Origin of the sequence: Paenibacillus sp. V4I3 (assembly GCF_030817215.1) — a bacterium.
Lineage (GTDB): Bacteria > Bacillota > Bacilli > Paenibacillales > NBRC-103111 > Paenibacillus_E.
Window position 1 is genome coordinate 1,145,643 of sequence record NZ_JAUSZA010000001.1, and the last position, 15,663, is coordinate 1,161,305.

Annotated in this window: 9 protein-coding genes; all 9 read left to right on the forward strand. The window is 48.9% G+C overall.

Features of this window, described 5'->3' with window-relative positions:
• The first annotated feature begins 63 nt into the window (after window positions 1-63).
• The 9 genes from QFZ77_RS05445 (at window position 64) to QFZ77_RS05485 (ending at window position 15,559) form a co-directional block, all read left to right on the forward strand.
• Window positions 64-3,174, forward strand: coding sequence for an MMPL family transporter (locus tag QFZ77_RS05445; protein ID WP_307437158.1), 3,111 nt, complete (start codon window positions 64-66; stop codon window positions 3,172-3,174).
• Window positions 3,175-3,433: 259 nt separating this feature from the next.
• Window positions 3,434-4,396, forward strand: coding sequence for an ABC transporter permease (locus QFZ77_RS05450; protein ID WP_307437160.1), 963 nt, complete (start codon window positions 3,434-3,436; stop codon window positions 4,394-4,396).
• Between the two features lie 18 nt (window positions 4,397-4,414).
• On the forward strand, window positions 4,415-5,296 hold the full coding sequence (locus QFZ77_RS05455; RefSeq protein WP_307437162.1) for a carbohydrate ABC transporter permease: 882 nt from the start codon (window positions 4,415-4,417) through the stop codon (window positions 5,294-5,296).
• 153 nt (window positions 5,297-5,449) lie between these two features.
• Complete coding sequence (locus tag QFZ77_RS05460; protein WP_307437164.1) at window positions 5,450-7,033, forward strand: extracellular solute-binding protein; 1,584 nt, start codon at window positions 5,450-5,452, stop codon at window positions 7,031-7,033.
• A gap of 90 nt (window positions 7,034-7,123) precedes the next feature.
• Window positions 7,124-8,164, forward strand: coding sequence for a response regulator transcription factor (locus tag QFZ77_RS05465; RefSeq protein ID WP_307437166.1), 1,041 nt, complete (start codon window positions 7,124-7,126; stop codon window positions 8,162-8,164).
• On the forward strand, window positions 8,161-10,005 hold the full coding sequence (locus QFZ77_RS05470; RefSeq protein WP_307437172.1) for a cache domain-containing sensor histidine kinase: 1,845 nt from the start codon (window positions 8,161-8,163) through the stop codon (window positions 10,003-10,005). Before QFZ77_RS05465 ends, QFZ77_RS05470 begins: the two co-directional genes overlap by 4 nt.
• 352 nt (window positions 10,006-10,357) lie before the next feature.
• The gene (locus QFZ77_RS05475; protein WP_307437176.1) at window positions 10,358-11,125 is read left to right on the forward strand and encodes an SDR family NAD(P)-dependent oxidoreductase; all 768 of its coding nucleotides are present in this window, start codon (window positions 10,358-10,360) and stop codon (window positions 11,123-11,125) included.
• Complete coding sequence (locus QFZ77_RS05480) at window positions 11,122-13,209, forward strand: heparinase II/III domain-containing protein (protein WP_307437180.1); 2,088 nt, start codon at window positions 11,122-11,124, stop codon at window positions 13,207-13,209. Before QFZ77_RS05475 ends, QFZ77_RS05480 begins: the two co-directional genes overlap by 4 nt.
• Window positions 13,210-13,255: 46 nt before the next feature.
• Entirely contained in the window at window positions 13,256-15,559 is a 2,304-nt protein-coding gene (locus QFZ77_RS05485) for a DUF4962 domain-containing protein (protein ID WP_307437182.1), read from the forward strand.
• Window positions 15,560-15,663: the final 104 nt, after the last annotated feature.

A 15,663-nucleotide genomic window follows, 5' to 3' on the forward strand; every position in this document is an offset into this window, starting at 1 on the left:
TTTTAGCTCAAAAATGAACGCTTGTTTACTAACGTTTTGTAAATCGGAGGAGGAATTAGAGAGATGAACAAAATTATTAAATGGCGCTGGACGATTGTCGCCTTGTGGCTGGTAGCCACCGTAGTTCTCACGGTTTTTCAACCCGATGTGAATGCTATTTTAGGACTCAGGGGCCAAGATCCGCTGCCAAAGGACAGTCCGTCCAAGGTCGCTACATCCATTTTGAATAAAATGAATGGGGTTGAGGGAACTAGCGATATCATCGTGTTCCACAACCCGAATAAACTGTCTGATGCTGACATGAAGCAGATCGAGTCAGGTATTGCGAGTATGAAGGACCATCAAGCGGAGCTTGGGTTTGATCAATTGCTTGATCCGTTCTCACTGCCTGACGCGAAGTCTTCGCTTATTTCGGAGGATCAGACTACGTTAATGGCGAATTTTAGTTTGGATAAAAGAGGACGTCATGTCGATGAGATTCAGCAGGAGTTTGAGGCTGTTTTGAAAGAAGTGAACGTGGATTACTACCTCTCAGGTGAGGACTTCATTCAGAACGATTACATCAAAGCATCCGAATCGGGTGTGGCAAAAAGTGCGGCGTTAACGGTTATCTTCATCCTAGCGGTGCTAGTCATTATGTTCCGTTCCGTTGTTATTCCGATTGTCTCGCTGCTTGCTGTGGGTATTTCCTACTTGTGCTCCATGGGGATTGCCGCGCAGCTTATTGATAAGTTTGAGTTTCCAGTGACAAGTGTCACGGAGATGCTGTTAATTTTGATTCTTTTCGGCATTGGAACTGACTATAACATCCTACTGTTCAATCGGTTTAAAGAAGAGTTATCCCACGGTCTGTCCGTGGATGAAGCGATTATTGTGACGTATAAAACGGCTGGGAAAACGATTTTTTATAGTATTTTGACTGTGTTTATTGCTTTCGCGAGCTTGACCTTCTCGGATTTTGGTATTTATAAATCAGGCAATGTGGTGGCTATTGGTACCGCGGTGCTCTTGCTTGAAATTATGACGGTGACTCCTTTCCTCATGAAAGTACTAGGAAATAAGCTGTATTGGCCTTCCAAGTGTGCAACTGGGCATAAGGAAAGTAAATTTTGGGCGAGCTTGACGGCTATTGCGGTGAAAAGACCAGTGATCACAACGCTGCTTATACTGATTGTGATGATTCCGATTGCCCTTTCCAACCATCAGAAATTGTCTTTTGACCAGTTGAAAGAGTTAGGGAATGATCATGAATCCACCAAAGGATTCAGCCTTGTAGCGGATCATTTTAGCCGAGGCCAAGCGCTCCCGACCATGGTCGTGATAGAGAATGAGAAAGCACTTGGTAATAATGACGGATTAGCCGCAATTGATAAGCTAACGGACAAATTGAAGAGTGTTCCGGGCGTGGATAAGGTATCCAGTGTTACACAGCCGCAGTCGAAGCCGATTGATAACTTCTATATTTCGACCCAAACGTCGACCGTCGCAGAAGGAATTACCGCTTCGCAGAAAGGCGTAAATCAAATACAAGATGGTTTGCAATTGATGCAGAGCAAATTGGTCAGTCCAGATTTATCCGGCACTGATCAGTTAGTGGCCGGAACGGGCAAAGTCCAGGATGGCTACAGCCAGATTACTGTTGCGCTGGGGCAAGTATCGAAGGGGATTGCGCAGGGTGCTGACGGCGCTGGGGAGCTAACTGCGGGCATTGCGAGTCTAAAGGATGGCATGATGCAAGTCGATGCTAATACGTCGAAGTTTAGCAGTGGACTTACGCAGCTGCAGCAGGGTTACAGTGCTTTATCTGACGGTTATCGTCAGATTGAAGGGAAGCTTCCTGGCATTCAGCAGGGGCTGACTGGGATGAATGGGCTTATTGGTGGGCTAGGCGAAAAGTACAGCCAGTTGAAGGCAGATGCCGATTACACGAAGCTGAAGCAAACGGGTGAGGGCTTGGAAACAGGACTCGCCCAGCTGAACGGCGGGCTGAAGGAGCTTGGCGCGAATGCCGCCAAGTTGAATGGCTCTTTCGTTGAGGCTGCTGCGGGACTTACGCAGATTAACGGTGCGCAGGCGCAGCTTGCTGCGGGATTGGCTTCTCTGCAGAGCGGCTCGGAGGCGCTCGCGAAAGGGCTGAAGCAAGGCAGCGCGGGCAGTCAAGAGATTGCCACGAACATGGCGAAGCTGAATGACGCGCTGGGCAGCGTCAAGGACGGGCAGCAGAAGCTGAACGAGGGCTTGTCGGGCTTGGCTGGCGGCATGAGCCAGCTGAAGGAAGGCCTCGGTCAAAGCGGTAACGGACTGGGCGATGTGTCCGAAGGGCTCGGCAAAACGAGCCAGTTCCTGACGCAGCTGAACAGTTCGAAGACGTTCTTTATACCGAAAGAAGCACTAACGAGCGCGGATTTCGGCAAATCGCTGGACAGCTTCATGTCCAAAGATCGCAAGAGTACGAAACTCATCGTCATTCTGAAGGATGACCCATACTCGTCAGCGGCTATGGACACCATTGAGGGGATTAACGCCGAGTTAGCGTCTAGTTTGAAAGGCACGGTGCTGGAGAAAGCGAAAGTCGGCGCCGCGGGACCAAGTTCCACGACCTATGACACGAACAAAGCACAGCTGAAATCGTTCAACAGCACAGCGATCATCGTGATTATTGGTGTATTTATTGTCCTGTTGTTCGTAATTCGCTCCTTCTGGCCAGCAGTCTATATCATCGTCTCCTTAGTGATCTCGTACTATGTAGCCATGACCGCTACCAATATCGTTACAGATAAAATCATCGGTGCAGACGGTGTTTCATCTTTCGTACCGTTCTTCTCCTTCATCATCATCATCGCAGTCGGTGTCGATTACAGCATCTTCTTGATGATGCGATATAAAGAACTGGGCGAGTTATCGCCGTCTAAGGCGATTGTTCAAGCCGCTAAGCACATCGGCGGCGTGGTGATCTCCGCTATGGTGATCCTCGGCGGTACCTTCGCGACGTTGGTTCCATCAGGTCTAGTTTTGCTGATTGAGCTAGCCGTTGCCGTGATCGTTGGGCTCGTCGTGCTTTGCTTTATTTTGCTGCCGATGCTGCTGCCGGCTTTGCTCGCTATACCTGAGGCACTGCGGATGAAGCCCAAGTCAGAAGCTAGGCAAGTGTCCACTGAGAGTAGAACCGCTTGAGGATGAAGTGAATGGATTGATTGGGCGCCTCCCACATTTGTGGGTGGCGCTTTTTGTTGTGTTGTGAATGTGATGATATTGAGCAGCAGCCCGACGGTAACGATGAAAAACACACTTACGAGCAGGAAAATTCACATCGCCGCACTTCCCCCACCTAAAAAAAACACAAGTGAGTGAAAAGACAATCCATTGTTGCAAGCGCTTTAGCAGGGTACGATGTAGGTATAACATCAGCGAAGAATAGTGAGGGGGGCCAAGAATGGCGGTCAACGCACAAACGGTAAAAAAGATGAATCAGCGCTCGCAGGTACGTAAAGGTAGATCCTTTCTGCGAACGTTCTGGAAGTATAAGGCGCTATATTTGATATCGCTGCCGGGGATTTTGTATTTTATTGTTTTCAAGTATGTGCCCTTGTTAGGTTCAGTCATTGCTTTTCAAGATTACAACATTTTTGATGGCTTCACGGGGAGTGAATGGGTTGGGTTCGATCATTTTACTCGGATGTTTGCCCATTATGACTTCCTCAAGATTTTGAAAAATACGATTCTGATCGGTATTTACGATTTGGTACTGGCTTTTCCGGCGCCAATCATACTTGCTTTGCTGCTTAATGAGCTGCGCGTTGTCGTGTACAAGCGGTTACTTCAAACCGTTGTTTACATGCCTCACTTCTTATCGTGGGTTATTGTGAGCGGGATTGCGATTGGCATTCTTTCTCCTTCAACGGGGGCTTTGAACCATTTCATCACTTGGCTAGGTTTCGAGCCGATTTATTTCATGGGTGAAGAGTCATGGATTCGTACAGTGCTCATTTCTTCGGGTATTTGGCGGGATTCCGGCTACGGCACGATCATTTATTTGGCCGCATTGGCAGGAATTAACCCGGATCTGTATGAAGCTTCTGAGGTGGACGGCGCGAACCGCTGGAGACAAACCATTTCAATTACGCTCCCGTCACTTCTACCAACCATTATGATTTTGTTCCTCCTTCATATCGGTAAATTTTTGGACTTTGGTTTCGAACGTGTTTACGTATTCCTGAACCCGCTTAATAAAGAAAATGGTGAAATTCTAGACACGTATATCTACACTGCGGGGTTGTTAGGTCAGCAATTTAGCTACACGACCGCGATAGGACTTTTCAAAGCACTAGTTGGCGTGATTTTTATAGTTACTGGCAATATTTTAAGCAAAAAAACAACGGGTGAAGGCTTGTACTAAGACGGAGGTGAACGCTTTATGAATCGCAAGCCGACAGCCGGCTGGCAAGTTTTTAACATCTTTAATGTGCTATTTCTGACTCTTCTATCGCTGGCGATGCTCCTGCCGTTCTTAAACGTGCTGGCTCAATCGTTCAGTTCTTCGGAAGCCATTGTGAATGGGAAGGTATTATTTCTGCCTGTTCAATTTACTTCGATCAACTATCAATATGTGTTTAGCGATGCGGCGATCTGGCGTTCCTTTGGAGTGACCGTGTATATTACAGTAGTAGGTACCCTGATCAATCTGATCGCCACGGCATCACTAGCGTATCCGGTGTCTAGACCCGAGTATGCTGGCCGTAACGTTGTTGTAATCATGGTTCTCATTACGATGGTATTCACAGCTCCGCTGATTCCTAACTTTATTTTGATGAAAAATTTACACCTCACGAATTCGCTCTGGGCATTATTGCTTCCAGGTGCCATCAGTGCCTTCAATTTTTTCATTATGCGGTCCTTTTTCTTGCAAATTCCGAGCGAGCTGATTGATTCCGGACGTATCGATGGCTGCTCCGAGCTTCGTATGATCTGGAATATCATTCTGCCTTTGTCCAAGCCGGTTATGGCCTCTCTGGGGATCTTTTATGCGGTGGGTCACTGGAATACGTACCAAAGCGCGCTGTACTACATTAACAAACCTGCCTTATGGCCGCTTCAGGTAAAGCTCCGTCAATTGATTGTATCTGAGGATATCAGTATTGATCCTAACGCTTCCCAATTCAGCGGACTTGCCCATATGGATCCGGAAGGCATCAAGATGGCGACCATTATTATTGCGACGATCCCCATTATTCTTATCTACCCGTTCTTGCAGCGTCATTTTATCAAAGGAATGATGGTGGGTTCTGTAAAATCTTAAGGAAATAGTACTGTATGAAATCAACAATTTCTACAGCATTCTAAAAAAAAGACAAATCGAACTAAAGACATTCCATATCGGCAATTTGTAAACGCTTTTACAATGAAGGTGTGAAAGCGTTCATATCTCAGTGAAATGAAAAGAGGGGTAGAAATGAAAAAATGGATTCCCACCACGATGGCAGCAGTAATGATGGCCAGTTTGCTGGTTGCTTGCTCTTCTAAAACCGCTGAACAACCGGCGTCAAGCGCGGCGGCGGGCACGTCAAGCACAAAGCCTGCTGAAAAAACGAAATTCTCCATCTCCTTGCGTACACTCGCATTCGGACATGTAGAGAAGTCGCCTGATATTAATCAAGACAAATGGGTGAAAAAGTTAGAAGAGATGACGAACTCCGATATGAATATCGTACTTGTTCCTCACAAAGAATATGAGCAAAAAATGATTCAGATGTTTGCAACCAATGACATTCCTGACGTTGTACAGGGCAGTGGTGGTGTGAACGGTAAAGAAATGGCAGGTTCCGTGAAGGCTGGCGTGTTCACGCCGCTTGATGAATTGCTGAAGAAGTATGGACCGAATCTGCTCAAAAAAGTGCCGAAAGACGCTTGGGATAACGTAACCTACCAAGGTAAAATTTTCGCCATTCCGGAATACTTGTCCAACCCGTCCCGTCGCTCTACCTTCGTTCGTAAAGATTTGCTTGATAAAGCAGGCCTAGGGGTTCCTAAAACAGTTGACGAGTACATGGCCGTACTTCGCAAGTTCAAAGAAATGGGCGTTGAGAACCCGTACATGGGTCGTGAAAACTTCAAGTATTCAGACTCCTTCTTCGGAGCATACGATGTGTTCCCTTACCTATCCATGTTCGAGAAGCAAGGCGATCAAGTTCTGCCTAAGTTCTTCGATACAGAGAATATGACGAAAGCGCTGCAAACATACAAAACGATGTTTGATGAAGGCTTAATCAACAAAGAGTTCGCAACGATCAACGCTACAGTGTTCAAAAACACCATTCTTGCGGGTAAAGCAGGGATGTGGTCCATGAACGCGAATGAATTGCTGCAATGGGAAACACAGCTGAAAACAACTGTACCAACGGGCGATATCGAGATCATCGCATCCCCGACAGGACCAGATGGCAAAGGCGGCCACTACTTGTATGGACCTGCGCCGCGTGCTTACTTCATTAATAAAAATGCTAAAAATGCTGCGCAAATTATCCAGTTCTTCGATTGGATGATGTCGGATGAGGCAGAGAAATACTTTACTTTCGGTATTGAAGGTGACACATACAAAACGGTGGATGGCAAAATCGACTACAAAGCCCCAACGGATACAGCGGGTGTAGACGAGGAGCGTTACCGTCAATCCTTCTTGTGGCTTGTCCAAGATACGACTTATAATAAAGGGACACTTAGCTTGACCGAAGAAGGTAAGAAATTAATGAATGTCTATGATACAACGTTAAAAAATGAAGGACGCGATGGTATCAGCTTCGAGCCACGTCTTGAATCTTTAATGAAAAATCCTGACATTTCACCGCTTTCCGACCAAGCACCTCCAGTCATTCTCCAGCACATGGTGAAAATGGTGTACGGCAAAGAGCCGATCTCCGATTGGCCGAAAGTATTGGAAGAGTGGAAATCCAAAGGCGGTAACGAAGTAATCAAGGAAGCAACAGAGAAATTCAATAGTAAAGATTCCGGTACGACAGTGTCGATGCCGCGTAAATAAAGCTCATCTGCTGAGCATGCCCGCCTCCTCACGTGCCCACCAGCCCGTGGGGAGCGTGCATTTCATAAGGGTTTGAAAGGAGCATTCCTCATGTACCGCATACTCATTGTCGATGACGAACCGATGATACGTAAAGGATTACAGAAACTCGTTGAACAATCGGAGCTCCCCATCGAAAGCCTGCGAACGGCTGAGAATGGCGTTGTCGCGCTGCAGCGGATTCAAGAGGAACGACCTGACTTCCTGTTCACCGATATACGGATGCCTAAGATGGATGGGCTGGAGCTATGTGCTCGTGTTGCAGAAATGGATGCGGACATACAAGTTGTGGTCATATCCGGCTATGGTGATTTCGAATATGCGCAGAAATGCGTGTCTTATGGGGTGAAAGAGTACTTACTGAAGCCCGTTAATATTAAGGGATTTCAGCATGTTTTAGAGAAGCTAATTCGTAATCAAAGTAAAGTAAGCTCCGAATCCTTCGTTGCTGTAACGAAGTTGGAACAGTGGGCAGGCCGTATGGAGCAAGCCGTGTGGATGCTGCAGCAGACGGAATTAAACGGCGTCTTAGAGGAAATTCAGGCGGAGCTGAAGGCCAATAAGCTCAAGCTCAACCGGGTTAGCGATATTTTGCAAGAGATCCACACCCTTCTGCACCAAAGACTAAATGTGAGGGATGTATATTTCATGCAGGGTGAGCTCGATTTAACCGGCGCTGTAAGCGAGGAGGAAGCGTGGCTTCGTTTCACGACTGCGATCAGTGGGTATCTGGAAGAGCTTCGAATCAAACGCAAAGGCAAGCTTAAGGACCCTGTTGAGGAAGCCAAGAACTATATAGAGACGCATCTTGCTGAGGAAGTATCCTTAGAAGAGGTGGCTGACTTTATCGGGCTTAATCCTTCTTATTTCAGCCAACTGTTTAAGCAAAGTACGGCGGAAACGTTCGTGCAGTACCGCACACGCAGACGCATGGAAAAGGCGAAGAAGCTGCTTCAACAGCCGCAGTGGCGAATTACCGATATCTCGGGTGAGGTCGGTTACGCCGATCATCCCCATTTTACAAAAACATTTAAGAAATACGAAGGCTGCCTTCCTTCTGAATATCGGCAACAAATGGGTATCCGTTCATGAAAAGAAAGACGCTGTCAGGTCAAATTTATACGTACTTTCTCATTGTGATCGTGTTGTCCCTTTTGTCCGTAGGCGCTGTATCCTATTGGCAATCATCGCGGGCTTTAGACGACCAAGTGAAGCAGTATATGGAGCAAATGGTCGATAGTGCGAACTATCAGACGGATAGTTATTTGCAGGCTTACGAGCTGCTTAGTAATGCCTTTTCGTCCAACTCTGATGTCAGGAATTTTATGGAAATTAAGCCTGATGACGCGTATGAATATTATGTGTATTCGGATAAAATCAAGAAATTTTCGGAATCTTCCGTTCAAACCGTTGTCACCTTGTACAAACAGTTGAACATGATTTATGTCGTCGGTAAGCATGGGCGTTCCTTCATTTATGAGAATCAGAATCTACTGAACCTCGATCCCGTGCTCGTACAAGAACAATTCGATAACCTGATGAAAATTGCGGGTGACGGCAAAATTGCGCTGCTAAATATGAGCATACGTCCTGTTGATCAAGGCTCTGTCGTGACAATGGCTCGTAAAGTAAGAGGACCTTCCTATGGTGATGAGAATCGCGGGGTTGTCGCTATTGAGATCAAGCTAGATGAACTGGCAAAAACTTGGGATCGTGTGAGTTTGGGGAAAAAGGGCTTTTTCTTCATTGTGGACGATGCCGGTAATTACATTTATCCTCGTTCGATGAGCGAGCGGAAGCCTCAAGATGAACTGTCATCACTCGTTTTGGCGAGTGGCAATCAGACATTCCTTCATAAATACAACGGAGAAGAACGTATGTTTGTATCAAGGAAATCCGGATACTCAGATTGGAATCTTGTCGCATCGATGCCAGTTGAGGAGCTGCGCCGTCCAGCCAATACGATTCGAACGACGACCATCATCGTTGGTTTGGTTACACTGGCTATTGCGTTATGGTTGGCTTATCGTTTTGGTCGCTCGATTATTGCCCCCATTCGAGGGCTGAAAGACAGCATGCGGGAAACCGAAAAAGGAAACTGGCAATACATCGACGAGATTGGCCGAACAGACGAGATCGGTGGACTTATTCATAGCTACAACCTGATGGTAACGCGTCTTTCCGATATGATCGAACGGGTGTATGAGGCCGAGCTGGAGCAGCAGAAGAACCAGCTTGAGCTAGGTGAGACGAAGCTTGAAAGGCAGCGGGCAGAATTTCAGTCTTTGCAGCTGCAGATCAATCCGCATTTTTTATATAACACGTTGGAAACGATCAATTGTTATGCAATAGTTCAGGATTCCGGTGAAATTACAGAGATGGTAGAAGCGATGGCTTTCATGCTCCGATACTCGGTGCAGACAAATTTAGAAGAAATTACAGTAGCGAATGAACTGAATCATGTACGCAACTATATGATTGTTTTGCAGCACCGGACGGGAAAAGAGTTTGAAATTGATGTCGCGATCCCGCCGGGATTGCTATTGGAGAAGATGGTTCGGTTGACTTTGCAGCCGCTCATCGAAAATATTTTTCAGCATGCATTCCCGGATGGTGTGGAACCGCATCATTTCATACGCATCGATGCCCGCAAAGAAGGCGGATTGTTCCAAGTGTCCACCCTGGACAATGGCACAGGCATCAAGCCGGAGAGGCTCGCCGAGCTGCGCACGAAGCTGGAGGAAAACCGCTTGGCAGAGCCGGAAGAGACAGGCGAATCACAAGGTGGCGGCATTGGACTAATGAACGTCCATAGACGGATTCAGATGGTGTTCGGCGAGGCCTACGGGCTGTCCATAGACAGTGAGTGGGGACGAGGGACCTGTTTGACGATGACAATGCCGGAGACAGTGAGGCCTCGGTTGCGTGGGTGAGCTCGAGCGGAACTCAGGGACAGCCATTGGACTCCAGTGTCAAGTGGAGAATAGCAGTCTCTAAAGGCTCTTATCTGAGCAATATTAGCTGAAGAGTGGAAAATAGAAGCTGCTAGAGACTCTTATCTCTCTGTAATTTCGTGAAATTACTTGTTAACGAACGAATAGCAGTCTCTAAAGACTCTTATCTGAGCAATAGTGGCTGAAGAGTGGAGAATAGAAGCCGCTAGAGACCCTTATTCCTCTTTAGATTCGCTAAATTGCCTAATTCACAGTAAGTTTTGCAAAGATAGCTAGTTTTAATTAGGAACATGGAGAAACGGTAAACCACACATACATGGGAGGAATTTATATGAACATCGATTTGACGGGGAAAATTGCACTGGTGACAGGATCTAATGCGGGAATTGGACGCGCAATTGCACTAGCTTTGGCTAGCAATGGGGCGAAGGTTGGTGTGAACTGCTTGAATAACGTTGCACAAGGTCAGGAAGTTGTAGCAGCCATTCAAGCGGCAGGCGGCGAGGCCGTATTGATACAGGCGGATGTTACGAATTTGGAGCAAATCGACAGACTCGTGAGTGTTGTTGAGCAAGCTTTGGGTGGGACGATTGATATTCTCGTGAACAATGCAGGCCATCTCGTTCAACGTGTGGCGAATTCTGAAATGTTTGAAGAGATGTACAACCGTATTATGGATGTAAATTTAAAGAGTGCCGTATTCATGTCCAAAAGAGTGCTTGCCGGCATGAAAGCGAAGGGCTACGGCCGTATCGTGAATATGACATCGGTTGCTGCGCATAACGGCGGCGGACCTGGTTCCAGCATATATGCAGCTAGTAAAGCAGCTGTACAAACGTTCTCCAAGGGATTAGCCAAGGAAGTGGCGGCAAGTGGAATTACCGTCAACAACGTCTCTCCTGGCTTTATCGGCAATACGATGTTCCACGCGACATTTACGACGGACACAGCACGCCAAGCAACTGTGAATGGCATTCCGCTGCAGCGTGAAGGAACACCGGATGATGTAGCAGGCGCCGTGCTTTACCTTGTTTCCGAACTAGCTGCCTACGTAACGGGTGAAACAATCGAAATCAACGGCGGGATGATGATGCGATGAGTACCGCGCTAAGGCTAGGCGAAAAGCTGGGAAAACTGACTTGGGCAGGCCGTACAGCACACATATTAAAAGAGGAAATTGATAGGCTGCAGCAAGCGGGCAGCCTTTCCATTCCTAAGGAACCTGGGGGTTGGTGGCACCAGTATGTCTGTCCACACCATCATACCGAACTGACGTTCGATGCGATGCAGGTGGATGCGTCCGAATTTCTATGCCCGCACGGCTGCAAAATCGAGGGAGAAGCTTACCGAGGCGCTTGGCTCGTGTTCAAGCACCAGTCCCTTGCGCGGGTGGCTTTGCAGTCAGCGGCCGTTTATGCAGCGCTGGGCGAAAAGTCGTACGCGCAGATTAGTAAAAGGCTGCTCGTAGAGTATGCAGAGCAGTTCCCGCTTTACCCCGTGCATCCGGAAGCTCAGAGCTGGATGCTGAAGGGGCGTGCTTTTCACCAGGCGCTCACCGAGGCGATCTGGTCCACGACCTTGATTCGCGCTTACTTGTTATTGCGCGATGAAGGGGTTGTTTTCGAGGCGAAGGAGCAGGCGGCGATTGACGCCTTCCTGGGTTTACTCGCGGGGAGTATGGAAGAATACCGGCACATCCTGATTCATGAGCGGAACAATGCGGAGAACAATTACACCGCTTGGCTGAACGCGTCATTATCTTGTGTATACGCCGCTCGCAGAGAGCAAGCGGCGCTGGAAGCGCTCATTGAAGGCCAAGGTGGCTTCAAGCATCACTTATCGATCGGCGTGAAGGCCGATCAGCTGGAGTTCGAAGGAAGCACGTACTACCACGTATTCGTGCTTCGGGCTTATTTAATCTCCGCGGAGATGGCGCAGCGATTCGGTATCGATCTCTACGCCACGACAGGCGCAGATGGTCAATCTATGCGCGGCATGCTCGAGGCGCTGGCCGATCTGGCCGACGACCAGGGCGCATTGCCCGCCCTGCATGACGGGCCGCTTGCGCGGGACCCTTACGCCCGCGAAATCGCCGAGATCGCTGAGCAGGGGCTCGCGATCTACGGCATCGCCGGGCTCGCGCCGGTCCTGCGCGAAGCGTACCGGCAGCTAGTCGCTGCCGGCGGCGAGCAGCTCGAGGCGCTGCTCTACGGCGCTGGCGAGGCTGCTGACCGCGCGCCTGCCCTAGAGCCGCGGGGGTCGCGGCTCTGGCCGGACGCCGGCTTCGTCATCGGCCGCGCAGCCGGGAACCCGCTGTCGTTCCTCGCCGATTTCGGCGAGCACGGCGGGTCCCACGGCCATTACGACAAGCTGCATCTGACGTTGATGCACGCGGACCAAACCCTGACACCTGATTTCGGGATGGTGCCTTACGGTTCACCCATGCGGAAATCGTGGTTTGCCGAAACCGCCAGCCACAACACCGTGTCGCTGGATGGCCGATCCCAAGCGCCGCATGAAGGGCGCTGCATACGCTATGAAGCTACGGATTCAACCGTGTACGCTTGGCTTCAGTCAACAGAAGCCTACGAAGGGTGCACGTTGAATCGCCATTTGCTGCTTACCGGCGAGTGGCTGCTGGATTGGTTCCAAGTCGAACTCGCAGGCGAAGAGCCGAAGAGCATCGAGTGGTGGATGCATCCAGCTGTTCAAACGTATTCGGAGCAGTTGCGTAGCCGAGATGAAGTTTACAAGCTTCTCATTGAACAGAAGGATGCTGATTCCGATACCGCCACTGTCTCTGCTCAAGATCTGCCGATCATCGGTCAGTTTGTGCCTAGCGATTCCATCGACGCAAGTGGTTCGGCTCAATTATACGTCTCTTATGCCCTTGGCTCTAATCCTAACGGCTCCGCCGCGTCCGTGTACCATACGGCGCTTGTTCAGCCGGGCGATGAGATCCTCGCTGTACGGACACCGGGCGATTCCGTTGATCCGAGTCAGTCGCTTACAGCGATGCTTCACCGTCGCAATGATCGTAAGGCTGACTTTATTCATGTGTATCGTGCTGGCAGCCGTGCTAAACTCACTCGCATTTCCGCACAGGAAATTGCCATTTCAGTCCCGGGACAAACGAACAGCTCAAAACACATTCAATTAACAGCTGATAAAGGCTTGCTTTAAATATAAGACTATTTTCAATAGAGAACCCACCGGGAGGAGAATGGATATGACTTCATTGTCGCCATTATACGAACCGCAGAGCGGCGTTTTAACTGTACAATACGAACCGAATGAGCAGACCGTACTGCTGGAAAACCCACCTCGTTTCACGTGGATTCCCGCACAATTGGAGCATGATCGCTATGTACTGCAAATCTCGCATTCTGAGGCCTTCTCTCAGGCTGACACACAAACGATTAAGCCGATTCCGTATAACTTATATACACCGGATGATGCGCTAACCCCAGGTACCTATTTCTGGCGGTACGCACTTCTCCAGGTAGATGGTTCCCAAACCGTCTGGAGCCTCGTTCGACGCTTCGAGGTGCCAGCCGATTTACCGGAGACGCCACTGCCTAGCAGAGAACGCCGATATGCGGAAGCGTCTTCCCAGCACCCTAGATTGTGGCTGCAATCTTCTGAGCTTGATGACTTCCGCAGTAGGCTAGCAACAGATCCGGCTTATTGCGGGTTTGATATCTTTTACGAGAAATCCGTTAAACCTTGGATCGAGCGTGAGCTGATTGCAGAGCCGCTGCCATATCCGGGCAATAAGCGCGTAGCTAAGCTATGGCGACAAATGTACATGGATACCCAAGAAGCGCTCTATGCGGTTCGTCATCTCGTGATGGCGGGTACGATTCTGAATGACGAAACGCTGCTTGATCGCGCGAAAACGTGGCTGCTCCATCTGTGCAGCTGGGACGTGAACGGTACAACAAGCCGTGACTATAACGACGAAGCCTCCTTCCGTATGGCTGGAGCTATCGCCTGGGGCTATGACTGGCTTTATGCTCGGTTAACAGAGGATGAGCGGAAGCAGGTGCGGCAAGTTCTGCTCGCCCGTACACGTCAAATCGCCCAGCATGTTATTGAGCATTCCAAGATCCATCATGTGCCGTTCGACAGTCATGCGGTGCGCTCGCTATCCAGTGTATTGGTCCCGTGCTGCATCGCGCTCCTGAATGAGGAGCCGGAAGTTCGCGAATGGCTCGATTATACCCTCGAATACTATGCGTGCTTATATTCGCCTTGGGGCGGACCGGATGGAGGTTGGGCGGAAGGTCCGATGTATTGGACGACCGGGATGGCTTTTGTTACGGAAGCGATGAATATGCTTAAGAAATATACAGGCATTAACTTTTATAAAAGGCCATTTTTCACGAAAACAGGCGATTTCCCGCTATACGCATTCAGTCCGGATACCCTTCGCGCAAGCTTCGGCGACCAATCGACCCTTGGTGATCAAGTTAGCTTGAAAACTGGCTTTAACATCCGTCAGTTCGCCGGTGTGACCGGTAATGGTCTGTACCAGTGGTATTTTGAGCGGGTACGTGAGACGGATACCGATTCAGAAATGAAATTTTACAACTATGGTTGGTGGGATTTCCGTTTCGACGAAATGGTCTACCGTCATGATTATCCGCAAGTGGAAGCTATCGCTCCAACCGACGCGAATATCGAGCCGGTCAAATGGTTCCGCTATATCGGCTGGGTGGCATTTCACTCGCAAATGGCCGATCCTGAGCGCCATATCATGCTGCTGACGAAGAGCAGCAAATACGGCTCTGTCAGCCATAGTCATGGCGACCAGAATGGCTTCCTGCTGCATGCTTACGGGGAACCACTTGCCATTGAAAGCGGTTATTACGTAGCATTCAGCAGTACAATGCACATGAACTGGCGCAGACAGACGCGTTCGACGAACAATATTTTGATTGACGGTTTGGGTCAATATGCCGAGAAGAACAAAGTGCTGAACATGGCAGCTAATGGGTTCGTTGAAGTTGCCGAGCAGCGCAAAGGCTACGGGTATTCCCGTAGTAACGCAACCGCAGCATATAAAGAGTACGTTCCTTATTTGGAGCGCTACGTTCGCGAGATCTACTTCTTTGGCACGTACGTTGTTGTCGTCGATCACATCGACTTGTCGCAGGCAGGCTCTGTTGACTGGCTGTTCCAAACGCTGTATGAAATGAAGCTGAACGGGCAGACTTTCAAAGTCCAAGGCCGCAAGGCAGATATGGATGGGCGTTTCGTCTATTGTTCATCCGGTGAGCTGGAGCTGACGCAGCATCAAGGCTTTACGGATGTGGATCCAGCTGAAATCGAGGGATTGCCGCTGCACTGGCATCTGAAGGCAACGACCAAGCCGTCGCGCAGTCACCGCATTGCAACACTCCTTGTGCCGATCAAGCACGGCGAGCCGAAATATGTGTCCTATTTCATGGATGATCAAGGCTTCGACACGCATATTTATTTCACAGAAGACGGTGTAACACAAAGAGTTGAGGTTCCGAAGGCTTACTAGTTTTTAATAGCTGCACTCATATTAATATTTAAAGATCGATCTCTTATTCGCTGAAATAGCGAGAGAGGTTGATCTTTTTTGCCGTATAGGAAGCTATTTTTTTA